This window comes from Micromonospora sp. NPDC023966, from assembly GCF_040639095.1.
Taxonomy (GTDB): Bacteria; Actinomycetota; Actinomycetes; order Mycobacteriales; family Micromonosporaceae; genus Micromonospora.
This window is the reverse complement of record NZ_JBEZZJ010000020.1, coordinates 1-16646: the sequence shown is the minus strand read 5'-3', so window position 1 is coordinate 16646 and position 16646 is coordinate 1. Positions and strand designations below refer to the sequence as shown.

The following is a 16646-nucleotide window of genomic DNA, read 5'->3' as shown; positions in this document are numbered from 1 at the left end:
GATCACCGAGCCTTGGCGTAGCGGAGTTCGAGGCGGCGTACCACCTGGGACAGCGGCAGGGTGATGACCAGGTAGGTGAGGCCGGCCACCAGCAGCGGGGTGGCGTTCACCCGGTCGTTGAGCGTGTCCCGGCCGAACTTGGTCACCTCGATGGTCTGCGCCGTCACGCCGAGTACGTAGGCGAGCGACGAGTCCTTGGTGAGCAGGATGAGTTCGTTGGTCAGCGGCGGGATCACGATCCGGAACGCCTGCGGGATGACGATCGTGCGCATCGCCGTGAAGTGCGACATGCCCAGGGTGCGCGCCGCCTCCATCTGCCCCTTCGGCACGGCCTGGATGCCGGCCCGGATGGTCTCGGCCATGTACGCCGCGGCGGTCAGCCCGAGACCGATCGTGATCGACCCGAACACGCCGCCCGGAATCTCCCGCTCCGGAAAGGCGATGGGGATGCCGTACCCGACCAGGAAGAGCACCAGCAGCGCCGGCAGGCCGCGGAACAGCTCGATGTACGCGGTCGCCACCCACCGGTACGGAGCCACCCGGGACAGCCGCATCAACGCGAGGACGGTGCCGAAGATCAGGCCGAAGGCGAACGCGCCCAGCGTGTAGAGGATCGTGTTGCGCAGCGCGACGGTGATGATCGTCGGGAACATCGACTCGATGATGTCGACGCGGAAGAACGCTTCCCTCAGCCGGCCCCAGTCGGCCGCGACGATCACCACGGCGATGACGGCCACGAAGGCCAGGTACTGGAGCCAGAGGGACAGCCGCTCACGTTGGCGGCGTCGCAGCTTCACGGTTGGGCGCTCCTTGAGAGGTGCGGGGGTTGCCGACGCGGAGGGCGCGCGCGGGGCGCGCGCCCTCCGGCCGGGCGGTGGATCAGGCGTTCGGCTTCTTGCCGATCCACTTCTCGTAGATCGAGTCGTAGGTGCCGTCCTGCTTCGCCTTGGCGAGCACCTCGTTGATCTTCTTGAGCAGCTCCGGGTTGCCGTCCTTCTTCACCGAGAAGCCGTACTGCTCACCGGTGTCGAACTCGGCGGTCACCTCGAAGCCGCCCGGGTGCTCCTTGATGTACTCGGTCCAGACCGGCAGGTCGTTGACGGCGGCCTCGATCTGGCCGTTGGCCAGGGCCTGCTGCTCGGCGGCGAGGTCCTCGAACTCGACGAGCTTGAGGCCCTTCTCCTGCTCGAACTTCTTGGCGTAGTCGCGGCCGGTGGTCGCGGACTGGACGCCGACCTTCTTGCCCCTGAGGTCGTCGAGCGACTTGTACGCCTTGCCGGTCTTGACGAGCAGGGCCTGGGTCGCGTCGAAGTACGGGTCGGAGAAGTTCATCACCTTCTGCCGTTCCTCGGTGATCGTCATGCCGGCGGCGGCCGCGTCGCACTTGCCGGTGTTCAGGTCCTGACCGGACTTGATCCCCTCGAACGGCGTGTCGACGATCGTCTGCTCGACGCCCAGGTCCTTGGCGACCAGGTCCATCACGTCGACGTCGAACCCGACCACCTTGCCGCCGGCGTCCTTGGACTGGAACGGCGCGTACGGCAGGTGGGTGCAGACGGTGAGCTTGCCCTTCTCGACGAGCTTGACCCCGCTCGCCTGGGTCTCGCCGTCCTCCTTCTTGGCGCATCCCGCGCTCGCCGCGAGGGCGGCGATCGCCACGATGAGGCCGGCCTTGCGGACTGCGCTCTGGAAAGTCACGGGCGGTGTCCCTCCGATCGACCCCGGCATGACAGGCAGCCAGGGCTGGTGCAAAGACGATGTGACAGGGGACGGTACCCGATCGGAGGAGCCGCACCAAGATCGTCACGGGGTCCCGCGCCCAAGCTGTGACCGTTCCCGCCGGTGAACCCGGCACCCGGCACGCAACCGGGCGCACCTTGCGGGCAAGGACTGAATGATGGTTCACTTCTTCCGTGGCCTACCGGAGCACCGAGCGGGTGAAGGCTCGGCTGAGCGCCTCGCGCGAGCGGATCATCGCGGCCGCGCTGGAGATCATGGCCCGGCACGGCTACGCCGGCTGCTCGGTCGCCGCCGTCGCCGAACGCGCCGGCGTCGCCACCGGCAGCGTCTACCGCCACTTCCCCACCAAGGCCCACCTCTTCGCCGAGGTCTTCCGCACCGCCTCCCAGCGCGAGGTCGACGCGGTGGCCCGCGCCGCGGCACGGCAGGCCACCGTCGCCGCGCAGGTGGCGGCCGTCGTCGAGACGTTCGCCGGCCGCGCGCTGCAGTCCCCGCGGTTGGCGTACGCGCTGCTCGCCGAGCCGGTCGACCCGGCGGTCGACGCCGAGCGGCTCACCTTCCGCCGCGCCTACGCCGACCTGATCGCCGGCTACGTCGCGGCGGGGGTGGCGAGCGGCGAACTGCCCCCGCAGGACCCCGAGTTGACCTCGACCGCCGTGGTCGGCGCCCTGGCCGAGGCCATGGTCGGTCCGCTCGCCGCCGGGGTCGCCGGCCCGGGCACCATCCCGGGCCTGATCAGGTTCATCCACCGCGCCCTTGGAGTGTCGCCGTGACCACACACGAGGTCCTCAACCAGGTTCCCCCGCTGACCGGCTACGACGCGGCGGACGACCCGGCACTGCTCGACGGGCTGGACCGGGAGGGCGCCGGCTGGGCCGCCGCCGAGGTGCGCGAACTCGGCCGCCTCGGCGGCGCCGCGCCGGCGATCGAGCACGGGCGGCTGGCGAACGAGCACCCGCCGGTCCTGCGCACCCACGACCGCTACGGCCACCGGATCGACGAGGTGGAGTTCCACCCGGCCTGGCACGAGCTGATGCGCACCGCGGTCACCCACGGCCTGCACGCCGCACCGTGGGCGGACGGCCGGCCGGGCGCACACGTGGCCCGGGCGGCCAAGTTCTACGTCTGGCGCCCGGACGCCGGCCACGGCTGCCCGATCTCGATGACCTACGCGGCCGTGCCGGCACTGCGGCACAGCCCGGAACTGGCCGCGCGCTACGAGCCGCTGCTCACCGCGAGTGCGTACGACTTCGGGCTGCGTCCGCCGCTGGCCAAGCGGGGGCTGCTGGCCGGCATGTCGATGACGGAGAAGCAGGGCGGGTCGGACGTGCGCGCCAACACCACGGTGGCGCGCCCCGACCCGGACGGCACCTACCGGCTCCTCGGGCACAAGTGGTTCACGTCGGCGCCGATGTGCGACGTCTTCCTGACCCTCGCCCAGGCGCCGGGCGGGCTGACCTGCTTCCTCGTCCCGCGGGTCCTGCCCGACGGCACGCGCAACCCGATGCGGCTGATGCGCCTCAAGGACAAGCTCGGCAACCGGTCCAACGCCTCGGCGGAGATCGAGTACGAGCACGCGGTCGCCTGGCGGGTCGGCGACGAGGGCCGCGGCGTGCGCACGATCATCGACATGGTCAACCTGACCCGGCTCGACTGCGTCATCGGCGCGGCGGCCGGAATGCGCCAGGGGGTGCTCACCGCCGTCCACCACGCCACCCACCGGCGCGCCTTCGACCGGTACCTCGTCGACCAGCCGCTGATGCGCAACGTGCTGGCCGACCTGGCGGTCGAGTCCGAGGCTGCCACCGTGCTCATGATGCGGCTGGCCGGAGCGACGGACCGGTCGGCGCGCGGCGACGCCGGCGAGACGGCGTTCAAGCGGCTCGCCCTCGCCGTCGGCAAGTACTGGGTGTGCAAGCGCTGGCCGGCACACGCCGCCGAGGCCCTCGAATGCCTGGGCGGCAACGGCTACGTCGAGGAGTCGGGCATGCCGCGGCTGTTCCGCGAGTCGCCGCTGAACTCGATCTGGGAGGGCTCCGGCAACGTCGCCGCGCTGGACGTGCTGCGCGCCGTCGCCCGGGAGCCCCAGGTCATGGAGGCGTTCCGGGCCGAGGTGACCGCCGCCGCGGGCGCGGACGCGCGACTGGACGCCGCAGTGCGCCAGGTGCGGGCCGACCTGGCCGACCACGCCGACCTCGAACTGCGGGCCCGCCGGGTCGTCGAGCGGCTCGCGCTGGTCCTGCAGGGCGCGCTGCTGGTGCGGCACGGCCACCCGGCCGTCGCCGACGCCTTCTGCGCCTCCCGCCTCGGCGGCGACCACGGCCAGGCTTTCGGCACCCTGCCCGGCGGGGTCGACTTCGCCACGATCATCTCCCGCGCCGCACCGAAGCTGGGCTGACCGGGAGGCGGGGTTGCCAGATCGAAGTACAACGATGTAGGTTTCCGCCAGGCGCGAGCTGAGGAGTGGCGGATGTCTCGATGGCGTGACGTGACCCGGTTCGCGATGGTGCTGGCCGCCGTTCTGGCGGTGACCGCACTGATCGCCCCCTCCCCCGCCGCCGCGTGGGGATACGGGGTCAACCGGGTGCAGACGGCGGCCGAGGACTCATGGGCGCAGACCGGCATGGGACCGGGCTGGGTGCTGCTGAGCTACAAGGCCAACGGGCCGATGGTCGGCTACCTCTTCGCCCGCGACTTCGTCTTCGCCGACGGCGCCGTCAAGTCCAGCTTCGACCACATGGACATCCGCGACACCGGCGACGCCAGCGCCGGCAACACCGAGGGCATCACGCGCTGGCCCTGGGGCTACGCCGGCGGCAGCTTCGACGGGTGCGCCTACGCCTACGGCACGCGCAAGTTCGCGATCGAGCGCACCGGGTTCATGTCCTCGAGCTGCGCCGGCGGCCCCAACGTGGTCGGCTCCAGCAACGCCGACGGCTCCCCGGACCAGCTGCGCTGGTGGCACTCCGAGCAGGTCTTCTGCACCGCCAACGGCGTCGACCCGCTGTGCAGCCCCTACGGGGTGTGGAGCGAGAACAAGGGCGGCGGGCTCAAGGCCACCACCGCCCGCACGACCTGCGGCGCGTACGGCAACATCAGCGCCGCCGCGGCGTACGGGTCAGGACCCGCCGTCGCCGTCCACCCGCTCGGCACCGCCCCCGCCGGCGCGCAGATCGACATCCGGTACGTCACCAAGGATCGTCAGTGGATCATGGCGAAGTGGCGCGGGAACCGCTTCGCCGCCGGCATCGCCTGGGCGTTCATGCCCCGATCCTGCGTGTGGTGACCTGCCACCCGGCTGGTCCTGACCGCGTCGACGTGTCGCTCAACGGGCGCCGACGATCCGCAGCGCCATCTCGGCGTACCGGGCGGCGATGTACTCGGGGACCAGGTCGCCGCCGTCCCGATACCATCGGCCCACGTCGACGCCGAGGGAGAGCAGGGCGGCGGCCGCCATCCGTGGATCCGGGGTCTCGAAGACCCCGGCGGTGACACCCGCCTCCACGAGCTGCCGGATCGCCTGCTCGATGTGGTGGCGGATCTCGCGGATCTCGGCCAGGTGCACGGGGCTGAGCGCCGCCAGCTCGTAGTTCACCACCCGGGTGGTGGTGTGGTCGCGGGCGTGGGTCACGACGAAGTCGTGGACCACCCGCCGCAGCGCCGTGGCCGGGTCGGCGGAGGACGCCGCGGCCTCCCGCACCAGCCGCAGCACGTGCTCGTGCCCGGACCGCGAGATCAGGTAGAGCAGTTCCTCCTTGGACTTGTGATGCACGTAGAGCGCGGCGGGGCTCAGCCCGGCCGCGGCCGCGATGTCGCGGGTCGTCGTGCCGTGAAAGCCCCGCTCGGCGAACGCGGTGACGGCCGCGTCGAGCAGCCGGGCGCGGGTCGCGTCGGCGCGGGACTGCTCGGCGCTGTCGGTCACCACGCGTCCACCTTCCCTCCTGAGCCTCGGCCGGCATTGATACCACAGCCAACCGGGCGAACCTGTTGACGACGTCCACCGGGCTGTCGCACACTCCCTCAGACACATCCTAAGCAAGCGCTTAGTAACTGCGGAGGGGGTGGCCGTGTCGGAGGCTGCGTCGACCAGATTCGCCGGCCGTACGGCGATCGTCACCGGTGCCAGCCGCGGCATCGGCCTGGCCATCGCCGAACGGCTGGTCGCCGACGGCGCCAGGGTGGTGATCACGGCACGCCGGCCGGAGGCGCTGGACCAGGCGGTCGCCCGGCTCGGCGCCGCGCACGCGGTCGGTGTCGCCGGCCACGCCGACGATCCCGACCACCAGGCCGAGGTGGTGAGCCGGGCGGTCGACACCTTCGGCAGCGCGGACTTCCTGGTCAACAACACCGGCATCAACCCGGCGTACGGGCCGTTGGTCGATCTGGACCTCGGCGCGGCCCGCAAGGTCTTCGAGGTGAACTGCCTCGCCGCCCTGTCGTGGGTCCAGCAGGTCCACCGGGGCTGGATGGCCGAGCACGGCGGCGCCGTCGTCAACGTCTCCTCGGTGGCCGGCGTCCGGCCGGCGTCGGGCATCGGCTTCTACGGCGCCAGCAAGGCGATGCTGACCCACCTCACCCAGCAACTCGCCGTCGAGCTGGGCCCGGACGTCCGGGTGAACGCCGTGGCCCCGGCCGTGGTGAAGACGAAGTTCGCCACCGCGCTCTACGAGGGCCGCGAGGAGCAGGTCGCGGCCGCGTACCCGCTCAAGCGGCTCGGCGTCCCCACGGACGTCGGGAGCGTCGTCGCGTTCCTGCTCTCCGCGGACGCCGCCTGGATCACCGGTCAACTGCTCGTCGTCGACGGCGGTCTCACCCTGACCGGAGGTGTCTGATGCCGGTACGGGATCGGGGCGTCGTCGTCACCGGCGCCGGGCACGGCATCGGCCGGGCGCTGGCCGCCCGACTCGCCGCCGAGGGAGCGCGGGTGGTGGTCAACGACCTCGACGCCGACGCGGCCCGCCGGGTGGCCGAGGAGATCGGCGGCCACGCCGCTCCCGGCGACGCCGCCACCGAGCAGGGCGTCACCGCGCTGGTCGAGACGGCCCGGGGCCACCTGGGCGACGTCGACATCTGGTTCGGCAACGCCGGCATCGACCGCGGGCGCGGGCTGGACGCCGGCGAGGCGGAGTGGGCCGCCAGCCACGAGGTGAACGTCATGGCGCACGTGCGGGCCGCGCGACTGCTGATGCCCGCGTGGGTCGAGCGCGGCGCCGGCCGTTTCGTGGTGACCGCCTCCGCGGCCGGGCTGCTCACGACGCTCGGAAACCCGGTGTACGCGGTCAGCAAGCACGGCTGCGTCGCGTTCGCGGAGTGGCTCTCGGCCACCTACCGGCATCGCGGGATCGTGGTGCAGGCCATCTGCCCGCAGGGCGTGCAAACCCGGATGCTGGAGCACGCCGGGCCGCTGCGGGAACTGATCAGCCGCGACGGGGCCCTCACCCCGGAGGACGTGGCCGAGGCGACGTGGCAGGCCCTGCACGACGACCGGTTCCTGGTCCTGCCGCATCCCCGGGTGGCCGACTACTACCGGCACCGCGCCGCCGACACCGACCGCTGGCTGACGGGCATGAACACGCTCCAGCGACAGCTCGAGGACCAGGGGGCGCTCCGATGAAGGCATGGCGGGTGGCGGCGCTCGGCGAGCCCCTCGACGTGTTGCGGCTCGTCGAGGTGACCGACCCGGAGCCGGGCCCCGGGCAGCTCGTGGTGAAGGTGCTGGCCTGTCCGGCCAACTTCCCCGACGTCCTCATGTGCCGCGGCGAGTACCAGGTCAGGCCCGAGCTGCCGTTCACCCCGGGGGTCGAGCTGTGCGGCGAGGTCGTCGGGCTCGGCGCGGGTGTGGACGGATTCGCCCTCGGCGACCGGGTGCTCGGTGGCGCCACGCTGCCGTACGGCGGGTTCGGCGAGTACGCCCTGCTGGACGCCGCGACCACCTTCCCGGCGCCGGCGGCGCTCGACGACGCCGAGGCGGCCGCCCTCTACATCGGCTACCAGACCGGCTGGTTCGGCCTGCACCGGCGGGCCGGGCTGCGCGCCGGCGAGACACTGCTGGTGCACGCGGCGGCGGGCGGCGTCGGCAGCGCGGCCGTCCAGCTCGGCAAGGCGGCCGGCGCCCGGGTGATCGGCGTGGTGGGTGGTCCGGAGAAGGCGGCGGTGGCCCGCGCACTGGGCGCCGACGTGGTCGTCGACCGGCGCGACGAGGACTTCGTCGAGGTGGTTCGGGCCGAGACCGGTGGCCGGGGCGCCGACGTCGTCTACGACCCGGTCGGCGGGGAGACCTACCAGCGGTCGACCAAGTGCGTCGCCTTCGAGGGCCGGATCCTGGTGGTCGGCTTCGCCGGTGGCCGGATCCAGTCCGCCGCGCTCAACCACGCCCTGGTCAAGAACTACTCGATCGTCGGCCTGCACTGGGGCCTCTACCACCGCCACGACCCGGCCGCCGTCGCCGAGTGCCATCGCGCCCTCACGGCGCTGGCCGCCCAGGGCGCCGTACGTCCCCTGGTCAGCGAGCGCCTCCCACTCGACGAGGTGGCCGCCGGGGTGCAGCGGCTCGCCGACGGCTCCACCGTCGGCCGGGTGGTGTACGTCCCGTGAGCGGCAACCAGGTGGAGGCGGTGGTCTTCGACTACGGCGGTGTGCTCACCGGGCCGGTGCGGGCGTCCATCGCGGCGTGGCTGCGCGGCGACGGCATCGAGCCGGGGTCGTTCTCGCGCACACTCAAGGCCTGGCTGTCCCGCGACGCCCCGGACGGCACGCCCATCCACCGGCTGGAGACCGGGGCGCTCAGCGTCGAGGAGTTCGACGCCCTGCTCGCCGCCGAGCTCACCACGCTCGACGGACGTCCCGTCGACCCGGTCGGGGTGCTGGGCCGGCTGTTCGCCGGGGTCCGCCCCGACCCGGCGATGTTCGCCCTCGCGCGGCAGCTGCGCGACCTCGGCGTCCGCGTCGGGCTGCTCTCCAACAGCTGGGGCAACACCTACCCCCGGGAGCTGATCGACGGGCTCTTCGACCCGGTCGTCATCTCCGCCGAGGTCGGCCTGCGCAAGCCGCTCGCCGCGATCTACACCCTCACCCTGGACCGCCTCGGCCTGCCGGCCGACCGGGTGCTGTTCGTCGACGACGCCGAGCCGCACGTGCTCGGCGCCCGCGCGGTCGGCATGCGGGCGGTCTGGCACACCGACGCCGACAGCACCCGGGCCGCGCTCGCCGAGGTGATCCCCGCCCTGCCGCCGGCGCCGCACCCCGGTGCCGACCTGCCACATCCCCACCCACCGAGGAGTTGACCGCACATGACCATCACCCGCACCGCCGTCGTCACCGGAGCGGCCCGTGGCATCGGGGCAGGCGTCGCGAGGCGACTGGCCCGCGACGGCTTCGCCGTCGCCGTCGTCGACCTGGACGAGGCGGCGGGCCGGCCGGTCGTCGACGAGATCGAGGCCGCCGGCGGCCGGGCCCTGGCAGTCGGCGCCGACGTCGCCGACGAGCAGGCGGTACGGGCGGCCGTGGACCGGATAACCGGGGAGCTGGCCGAGCCCACGGTCCTGGTCAACAACGCCGGCATCACCCGGGACAACCTGCTGTTCAAGATGACCGCCGACGACTGGGACGCGGTCATGGGCGTGCACCTGCGGGGCTCGTTCCTGATGACCCGGGCCGTACAGGGCTACATGACCAAGGCCGGTTGGGGCCGGATCGTCAACCTGTCCAGCACCTCCGCCCTGGGCAACCGCGGCCAGGCCAACTACGCGGCCGCGAAGGCGGGACTGCAGGGCTTCACCAAGACCCTCGCCCTGGAACTCGGCAAGTTCGGGGTCACGGCGAACGCGATCGCCCCGGGCTTCATCGAGACCGAGATGACCGCGGCCACCGCGGCCCGGCTCGGCGTGCCGTTCGAGGAGTTCAAGCAGGCCGCCGCGGCACAGATCCCGGTCGCCCGCACCGGCACGCCGGAGGACATCGCGCACGCGGTGTCCTTCTTCGTCAGCGAGGGTGCCGGCTTCGTGTCGGGCCAGGTGCTGTACGTCGCCGGTGGGCCGAAGGCCTGAGTGGAGAGGCAGGGACGATGAAGGTCTTCCAGGGCATCGAGGAGCTGAGGCAGGCGGTCGGCACCCACCTCGGGTACTCCGGCTGGCACCGGATCACGCAGCAGCAGATCGACGCCTTCGCCGAGGCGACCGGTGACCACCAGTGGATCCACGTGGACCCGGTGCGGGCGGCCCGCAGCCCGTTCGGCGGCACCATCGCCCACGGCTACCTGACGCTCTCGCTGGTGCCGATGCTGGTCTGGCAGGTGTACCGGGTCGAGGGAGTGAGCATGGGCGTGAACTACGGCGCCAACAAGCTCCGCTTCCCCGCTCCGGTCCCCGTCGACTCCGAGGTACGGGCCGGAGTGGAGCTGCTGTCGCTGGTGCCCGGCGGCGGTGGCTACCAGTCGACCGCGAAGGTGACCGTCGAGCTGGCGGGCGCCGGGAAGCCGGCCTGCGTCGTCGAGACCGTCAGCGTCCTGGTCCCGTGACCGCTCCGGCGCCGCAGGACCCGCCCGGCCTCGACCTGGCCCGGCTCGCCGACTGGTTCGCCGCCTCGGTGCCCGGGGCCGCGGGCCTGTCGACCGCCCGGCTGCTCGCCGGCGGGAAGTCCAACCTCACCTACGAGGTCGGTGACGGGCGGGCGACCTGGATCGTGCGGCGGCCGCCGCTGGGGCACGTGCTGTCGACCGCCCACGACATGGCCCGGGAGTACCGGGTCATGTCGGCGCTGCACGCCACCGACGTACCGGTGCCGGCGACCTACGCGCTCTGTTCCGACATCGACGTGCTGGGTGCGCCGTTCTACGTGATGGAGCGGGTCACCGGCACGGCCTACCGGCAGGCGGCCGAACTGGAGCCGCTCGGCCCGGAACGCACCCGGGTCATCTCGACCCGGCTGGTCGACACGCTGGTCGCCCTGCACGCGGTCGACCCGGCGGCCGTGGGGTTGGCCGACTTCGGCCGGCCCGCGGGCTTCCTGGGCCGGCAGGTGCGGCGGTGGAAGAAGCAGCTCGACGCGTCGTACTGCCGGGACCTGCCGGCCGCCGACGAGCTGTACGCCCGCCTGGCGTCCGGCGTGCCGGCCGATTCGGCGCCGGGCATCGTGCACGGCGACTACCGCCTCGACAACGTCCTCGTCGACGACCGCGACCGGCTCGCCGCGGTCATCGACTGGGAGATGGCCACGCTCGGCGACCCGCTCACGGACCTGGCGCTGCTGGTGCTCTACCAACGGCTCGGCCGGCTCGTCGGCGCCGCGGTGGCCGAGGCGTCGTCCGCGCCCGGCTTCCTGACCGAGGACGAGATCCTCGACCGGTACGCGGCCGCGAGCGGACGGGACCTCCCGCGACTCGGTTTCCATCTCGGCCTGGCGGCCTTCAAGCTGGCCGCGATCCTCGAGGGCATCCACTTCCGGCACCTGCGTGGCCAGACCGTCGGCGCCGGCTTCGAGCGGCTCGGCGAGGTCACCGAGCTGCTCCTCGACGCCGGCCTGACCTATCTCAAGGAGCACTGATGGACTTCACCCTGGACCCGCGGACCGAGGGGCTGCGCGACAACCTCCTGGACTTCATGGACCGCGAGATCCACCCGGCCGAACAGGTCTTCCACGAGCAGCTCGGTCAGCTCGGCGACCGCTGGGCCTGGGACTCGGTGCCGGTGCTGGCGCAGCTGCGCACCGCGGCGCGGAAGCGAGGGCTGTGGAACCTCTTCCTGCCCGGTGAGCACGGGGCCGGCCTGACCAATCTCCAGTACGCCCCGCTCGCCGAGATCACCGGACGGAGCCAGCTGGCGCCCGCCGTGCTGAACTGCGCCGCTCCGGACACCGGCAACATGGAGGTGCTGGCCATGTTCGGCACCGCTCAGCAGCGGAAGCAGTGGCTGGAGCCGCTGCTGGACGCCCGGATCCGGTCGTCGTTCGCCATGACGGAGCCCGACGTGGCCTCCTCGGACGCCACGAACATCGCCACCCGGATCGAGCGGGACGGCGACCACTACGTGATCAACGGTCGCAAATGGTGGATCACCGGCGCGATGAACCCGAACGCGCGAATCTTCGTCGTGATGGGCAAGACCGATCCGAACGCCGAGCGGCACCGCCAGCAGTCGATGGTGCTGGTCCCGCGGGCGACCCCGGGCGTGGAGATCACCCGGGGCATGGAGGTGCTGGGGTACGACGACCACGACCACGGCGGGCACGCCGAGCTGGCGTTCCACGACGTACGCGTGCCGGTCGAGAACCTGATCGGCGCCGAGGGCGACGGGTTCGCGATCGCGCAGGCCAGGCTGGGCCCGGGCCGCATCCACCACTGCATGCGCTCCATCGGCCTCGCCGAGCGGGCCGTCGAGCTGATGTGCGCCCGCGCCGAGCAGCGGGTGGCGTTCGGCCGGCCGCTGGCCGAGCAGGGCGTGATCCGCGAGTGGATCGCCGAGTCGCGGGTGCGCATCGAGCAGTTGCGCCTGCTGGTGCTCAAGACGGCCTGGCTGATGGACACCGTCGGCAACAAGGGCGCGCACACCGAGATCCAGGCCATCAAGATCGCCACCCCGGCGACCGTCCAGTGGATCCTGGACAAGGCCATCCAGGTGCACGGCGCGGCGGGGCTGTCCCAGGACTTCCCACTGGCGAGGGCCTACGCCGGCATCCGCACCCTGCGGTTCGCCGACGGACCCGACGAGGTGCACCGCAACGCCCTGGCCCGTCACGAGTTGCGGCGCCAGGCTGCCGCGCGGCAGCGGAACGGCACCGGGCGTCAGACGGCCTAGGGTGGTGGGCATGGCAGGCCTCGCCCCCTCCGCCGACGGCTCCCCGGCCCGGAATCCGCTCACCGTGCTCACGCTGGCCGAGCTCCGGCAGCGCAGCAGCGTGAAGTGGCGCATGCATCCGCCCGACGTGCTGCCCCTCTGGGTCGCCGAGCAGGACGTACCCCTCGCGGCCCCGGTGGCCGACGCGCTGCGCCGCGCGATCGACCTCGGTGACACCGGGTACGCGCACGGCACGGCGTACGCCGAGGCGCTCGGCGAGTTCGCCGCCGGGCGCTGGGGCTGGCACGGCTTCCGCGTCGACCACACGACGGTCGTTCCCGACGTGATGGTGGGCATCGTCGAGGTGCTCCGGCTGGTCACCGACCCCGGCGACGCGGTGGTGGTCTGCTCCCCCGTCTACCCGCCCTTCTACGCCTTCGTCAGCCACGCCGGCCGGCAGGTGATCGAGGCGCCGCTCGGGCCCGACCTGCGGATGGACCCCGCCGCTCTGGACGAGGCGTTCCGCCGGGCCCGGGCCGCCGGCCGTCGGCCGGCGTTCCTGCTGTGCAACCCGCACAACCCGACCGGCGTGGTCCACCGCCGGGACGAGCTCGAGGCGGTCGCCGACCTGGCCGGCCGGCACGGCGTACGGGTGATCTCCGACGAGATCCACGCCCCGCTGGTGCTTCCCGGGGCGCACTTCACCCCGTACCTCACGGTGTCCGGCGCCGAGAACGCGTTCGCCCTCGTCTCCGCCTCCAAGGCGTGGAACCTCGCCGGCCTCAAGGCGGCGCTCGCGGTCGCCGGGCCGCGGGCCGCCGCCGACCTGCGCCGCATGCCGGAAGAGGTCGGCCACGGCCCCAGCCACCTGGGCGTGCTCGCGCACACGGCCGCGTTCCGCACCGGCGGGCAGTGGCTCGACCTCCTCCTCGACGGGCTCGACGCCAACCGCACCCTGCTGGAGACCCTGGTGGCCAAGCACCTCCCGGCCGTCGCCTGCCACCGCCCCGAGGGCACCTACCTCGCCTGGCTGGACTGCACCCGGCTGGGCGTCGCCACCGACCAGCCGGCCGGCGAACCCGGGGTGGCCAGCGACCTCGCCGGGCCCGCGAGGATGTTCCTCGACGACGCGCGGGTCGCCCTCAGCTCCGGGCACGTCTTCGGCACCGGCGGGACCGGCTTCGTACGCCTCAACTTCGCCACCTCACCGGCGATCCTCACCGAGGCCGTCACCCGGATGGGCCGGGCCGTCGACGCGCGCCGCCCGCCGGCCTGAGCCCCGGCCCCACCGAAGGCTGCCGGTGGCTCGGATCACCGGCGTTCCGCCGTTTCGGGCTGATCCACTCCGGGTATCACGGCACATGCCGGCGGGCCGGAGTCCGATGTGACCGCTGCCGTCCGCCGACAGACGTGGAGGGAAAGGCAGGTCACTCGGTGGTGAATTCGTCCTTGAGGCCGACGATGTCGAGGACCGCGACGGTGATCCGGGAGGGCCTGCGCACCACCAGGGTGCAGCCGGCCGAGCCGACCCGATGGCGGACCGTCAGCAGCGCGTTGACGCCGGCGGCGCAGAAGAAGGTCACCCCGCTCAGGTCGAGCACCAGCACCGCGGGCGGTCGGCCGGCCACCAGCCGGTCCACGAGGTCGACCAGCGGGTCGACGGTCGCCATGTCGAGCGGGCCCCCGACCTCCACCACTATCGCCGGGCCCTCCCGGGCGAGCGCCAGGGACAGGGACGACGGGCGGGTGTCTGCCGACGCCGCGTGATGTTGCGCGTGATGGACGGACATGAGGTGCTCCTCCAGGTGAGGATCTCCGGACCGGGTTGATGGCCGGGCTCACCGTCGGCGGCCCGGCACTGGTCCTGGGCTCATGTCCGAACCCACCTCGACCCTAGCCCCGTCCCACCCCGATTCGCACCCTGCCGACCGGGGAAACGTGGGCTCCTCAGCAAGGAAGCACTGGCCGCCGCTCCCTCAGGGGCAGGCCAGAGCAGTGGCGTCACCTTCGGTCCAACCGAACGGGCACATGGAATTCAGGAGGTAGCGGTGGTGTCCGATGCTGCTGACCCGTCTCTGGCCTCGGCCTCCGGCCGACTCTTGGCCCTGCTCGCCGATTCGCCCCACGTCGACCTGTTCCTGGATCAGATCGTCCGGGTCGCGGTGGAGGTGGTCACCCCCGCCGTGGGGTGCGGGCTGACGGTGCGCCGGGACGGCGGAGCCTTCACCGTCGCCAGCAGCGGCGGCCTGGCCGCGCAGGGCGACGAGATCCAGTACGGGGCCGACGAGGGCCCCTGCCTCGAGGCCCTGCGCCAGGGGCAGGTCGTCGAGGTGTTCGACCTGCGCGAGGACGGACGCTGGAGCCGCTACCGGGAACACGCGCTCCGGCTCGGCATCGTCAGCTCGCTGTCGCTGCCGATGACGGTCGACCGCGAGACCGTCGGCGCGTTGAACCTCTACGCCACCCAGCCGCGCGCCTTCACCGACCCGGCGCGCCGGCGGGCCCTGGCCTTCACCGACCAGGGGTCGGCGGCGCTGGGCGTCATCCTCCGCCAGGCCGACCAGGCCCTCCTGCATCAGCAACTCGCCGACGCGATGGCGTCCCGCAGCGTCATCGACCAGGCCCTCGGAGTGATCATGGGCCAGCAGCGGTGTACCGCCACGCAGGCCTTCACCCTGCTCCGGCAGGCGTCGCAGAACCGTAACCGCAAACTGCGCGACGTAGCCGTGGAGATCATCACCCAGGTCACCGGCGAGTTTCCGCAGCCGGCTCCCGGATTCGTGGCGCCCCGCCAAGGGTCCTGAGCGACGCACCGGATACGGAGACGGCCGCGGAGGGTTCCGCGGCCGTCTCCGGTCGGTGCCGGAAGGGTGTTCAGCTGTTGCGCAGCGGGGCGAGCGCGGTGCTCCAGGCCACGACCTGGTCGAGGGTGGCGTTGAGGGCGTCCTGCTGGAACTGGCTGGGCTTGAAGACGCTGAAGTTCTCGAAATCGGTGAAGAGCGACAGCGCCACCTGGGACCGGACGTCGGCCATCTGCAGCTCGCCGGCGATGAGCCGCAGGTGCTCCACGGCCCGGGTGCCGCCGGCGGAGCCGTAGCTGACGAAACCGACGGCCTTGTTGTTCCACTCCGCGTAGAGGAAGTCGATGGCGTTCTTCAGGGCGCCCGAGGTGGAGTGGTTGTACTCCGGGGTGACCATCACGAACCCGTCGAACGACGCGATGGTGTTGGCCCAGCGAAGCGTGTGCGGCTGGGTGTACTGGCCCATCGCGGGCGGGTACGCCTCGTCCAGGTGCGGCAGCTGGTAGTCGAGCAGGTCGATCAGCTCGAACTGCGCGTCGCTGCGCTGCTTGGCGACGTCGAACACCCAGCGGGCCACCGACTCGCCGTTCCGACCCGGGCGGGTGCTGCCGAGGATGATTCCGATCCTGGTCATGTCGTAGATGCCCTTCAAAAGTCCTTGCCTGGTCAAGCACACGCTAGCCACTTGTTGCTTCGTCAAGCAACTAGCCGCGCTGTGGCGGCGATCACCGTCGGCCCTGTGTTTGCTCGGTCAAGCAAGTAAGATGGGGGCATGTCCGCCGCCGCACCGAAATCGCTGCGCCCCCTCAACGCCGAGGAGGAAGCGCTGGTCCGCTCCCTGGGCCGGATCATGCACGTCCTGCCCCGCACCATCGACGCCGACATGGTGGGCGACCGCCAACTGCCCCTCACCGAGTACACGGCGCTCATGCACCTCTCCGAGGCGCCGGGCCGCCAGATGCGGATGAGCGAGCTCGCGGCGGCGTGCCAGCTGTCCCTGAGCGGGATGACCCGCACCATCGGTCGGCTGGAGACGCAGGGCCTGGTCGAGCGGGCCAAGTGCGCGGAGGACGCGCGCGGCTGGAACGCCGTCCTCACCGACGCCGGTCTCGCCCGGCTCGAGGAGTCGTGGCCGAGTCATCTGGCCAGCGTGCGGCGGCGGTTCCTCGACCACTTCGAGGGCATCGACCTCGTCCAGTTGGCCCGCGCGTTCCAGCGCGTCGGAACGGCCGACTGACCCCCCCCCGTTACCTTTTTGATCGTCCCCAGCCGGGGACTCTCGGTCGCCCGGCCCGGTATGACTTACCGCCCCTGTCGTATGCATGATCCGGGGGGT

At 72.3% G+C, this 16646-nt stretch carries 19 protein-coding genes; 14 read left to right on the top strand and 5 right to left on the bottom strand.

What is annotated here, in order from left to right; translation table 11 throughout:
• Positions 1 to 2: 2 nt before the first annotated feature.
• Both AB0F68_RS23360 and AB0F68_RS23355 read right to left on the bottom strand, forming a co-directional pair.
• Complete coding sequence (locus AB0F68_RS23360; protein ID WP_357341667.1) at positions 3 to 797, bottom strand: amino acid ABC transporter permease; 795 nt, start codon at positions 795 to 797, stop codon at positions 3 to 5.
• 82 nt (positions 798 to 879) lie between these two features.
• On the bottom strand, positions 880 to 1698 hold the full coding sequence (locus tag AB0F68_RS23355; protein WP_357341666.1) for a basic amino acid ABC transporter substrate-binding protein: 819 nt from the start codon (positions 1696 to 1698) through the stop codon (positions 880 to 882).
• Between the two features lie 215 nt (positions 1699 to 1913).
• Here AB0F68_RS23355 and AB0F68_RS23350 point away from each other — a divergent pair, with 215 nt between their 5' ends.
• The 3 genes from AB0F68_RS23350 (at position 1914) to AB0F68_RS23340 (ending at position 5026) form a co-directional block, all read left to right on the top strand.
• On the top strand, positions 1914 to 2513 hold the full coding sequence (locus AB0F68_RS23350) for a TetR/AcrR family transcriptional regulator (protein ID WP_357341665.1): 600 nt from the start codon (positions 1914 to 1916) through the stop codon (positions 2511 to 2513).
• The gene (locus tag AB0F68_RS23345) at positions 2510 to 4138 is read left to right on the top strand and encodes an acyl-CoA dehydrogenase family protein (protein WP_357341664.1); all 1629 of its coding nucleotides are present in this window, start codon (positions 2510 to 2512) and stop codon (positions 4136 to 4138) included. Before AB0F68_RS23350 ends, AB0F68_RS23345 begins: the two co-directional genes overlap by 4 nt.
• Before the next feature lie 72 nt (positions 4139 to 4210).
• On the top strand, positions 4211 to 5026 hold the full coding sequence (locus AB0F68_RS23340) for a hypothetical protein (protein WP_357341663.1): 816 nt from the start codon (positions 4211 to 4213) through the stop codon (positions 5024 to 5026).
• A 39-nt stretch (positions 5027 to 5065) separates the two neighbouring features.
• Here the strand turns inward: AB0F68_RS23340 and AB0F68_RS23335 are convergent, their stop codons facing one another.
• Positions 5066 to 5665 (bottom strand): TetR family transcriptional regulator, encoded by a 600-nt coding sequence (locus AB0F68_RS23335; RefSeq protein ID WP_357341662.1) that lies wholly within the window; start codon positions 5663 to 5665, stop codon positions 5066 to 5068.
• A gap of 142 nt (positions 5666 to 5807) precedes the next feature.
• On the opposite strand from AB0F68_RS23335, the gene AB0F68_RS23330 reads away from it, so the two are divergent.
• Genes AB0F68_RS23330 through AB0F68_RS23290 form a run of 9 tightly spaced genes read left to right on the top strand, consistent with a single transcriptional unit; the run spans position 5808 to position 13785 of the window.
• The gene (locus tag AB0F68_RS23330; RefSeq protein ID WP_357341661.1) at positions 5808 to 6572 is read left to right on the top strand and encodes an SDR family oxidoreductase; all 765 of its coding nucleotides are present in this window, start codon (positions 5808 to 5810) and stop codon (positions 6570 to 6572) included.
• Positions 6572 to 7354 (top strand): SDR family oxidoreductase, encoded by a 783-nt coding sequence (locus AB0F68_RS23325; RefSeq protein WP_357341660.1) that lies wholly within the window; start codon positions 6572 to 6574, stop codon positions 7352 to 7354. Before AB0F68_RS23330 ends, AB0F68_RS23325 begins: the two co-directional genes overlap by 1 nt.
• On the top strand, positions 7351 to 8334 hold the full coding sequence (locus tag AB0F68_RS23320; RefSeq protein WP_357341659.1) for an NADPH:quinone oxidoreductase family protein: 984 nt from the start codon (positions 7351 to 7353) through the stop codon (positions 8332 to 8334). The genes AB0F68_RS23325 and AB0F68_RS23320 overlap by 4 nt, the downstream gene beginning before the upstream one ends.
• Positions 8331 to 9023 carry an HAD family phosphatase gene (locus AB0F68_RS23315; protein ID WP_357341658.1) on the top strand — a complete coding sequence of 231 codons (693 nt, stop codon included), beginning with the start codon at positions 8331 to 8333 and terminating at the stop codon, positions 9021 to 9023. Before AB0F68_RS23320 ends, AB0F68_RS23315 begins: the two co-directional genes overlap by 4 nt.
• Before the next feature lie 6 nt (positions 9024 to 9029).
• Positions 9030 to 9785, top strand: a complete 756-nt coding sequence (gene fabG / locus AB0F68_RS23310; RefSeq protein ID WP_357341657.1) for a 3-oxoacyl-ACP reductase FabG — start codon at positions 9030 to 9032, stop codon at positions 9783 to 9785.
• A gap of 17 nt (positions 9786 to 9802) precedes the next feature.
• Entirely contained in the window at positions 9803 to 10255 is a 453-nt protein-coding gene (locus tag AB0F68_RS23305; RefSeq protein WP_357341656.1) for a MaoC family dehydratase, read from the top strand.
• The gene (locus AB0F68_RS23300) at positions 10252 to 11280 is read left to right on the top strand and encodes a phosphotransferase family protein (protein ID WP_357341655.1); all 1029 of its coding nucleotides are present in this window, start codon (positions 10252 to 10254) and stop codon (positions 11278 to 11280) included. The genes AB0F68_RS23305 and AB0F68_RS23300 overlap by 4 nt, the downstream gene beginning before the upstream one ends.
• A complete protein-coding gene (locus AB0F68_RS23295; protein ID WP_357341654.1) occupies positions 11280 to 12530 on the top strand; it encodes an acyl-CoA dehydrogenase family protein in 1251 nt (416 codons plus the stop codon). The genes AB0F68_RS23300 and AB0F68_RS23295 overlap by 1 nt, the downstream gene beginning before the upstream one ends.
• Positions 12531 to 12540: 10 nt before the next feature.
• On the top strand, positions 12541 to 13785 hold the full coding sequence (locus AB0F68_RS23290; RefSeq protein WP_357341653.1) for a MalY/PatB family protein: 1245 nt from the start codon (positions 12541 to 12543) through the stop codon (positions 13783 to 13785).
• Positions 13786 to 13936: 151 nt separating this feature from the next.
• Here AB0F68_RS23290 and AB0F68_RS23285 read toward each other — a convergent pair whose 3' ends face one another.
• Positions 13937 to 14299 (bottom strand): STAS domain-containing protein, encoded by a 363-nt coding sequence (locus AB0F68_RS23285; RefSeq protein ID WP_357341652.1) that lies wholly within the window; start codon positions 14297 to 14299, stop codon positions 13937 to 13939.
• 261 nt (positions 14300 to 14560) lie between these two features.
• On the opposite strand from AB0F68_RS23285, the gene AB0F68_RS23280 reads away from it, so the two are divergent.
• A complete protein-coding gene (locus AB0F68_RS23280) occupies positions 14561 to 15313 on the top strand; it encodes a GAF and ANTAR domain-containing protein (RefSeq protein WP_357341651.1) in 753 nt (250 codons plus the stop codon).
• A gap of 70 nt (positions 15314 to 15383) precedes the next feature.
• Here AB0F68_RS23280 and AB0F68_RS23275 read toward each other — a convergent pair whose 3' ends face one another.
• Positions 15384 to 15944 (bottom strand): NAD(P)H-dependent oxidoreductase, encoded by a 561-nt coding sequence (locus AB0F68_RS23275; RefSeq protein WP_357341650.1) that lies wholly within the window; start codon positions 15942 to 15944, stop codon positions 15384 to 15386.
• A 138-nt stretch (positions 15945 to 16082) separates the two neighbouring features.
• Here AB0F68_RS23275 and AB0F68_RS23270 point away from each other — a divergent pair, with 138 nt between their 5' ends.
• Positions 16083 to 16547, top strand: coding sequence for a MarR family winged helix-turn-helix transcriptional regulator (locus AB0F68_RS23270; protein WP_357341649.1), 465 nt, complete (start codon positions 16083 to 16085; stop codon positions 16545 to 16547).
• Positions 16548 to 16646 lie beyond the last annotated feature (99 nt).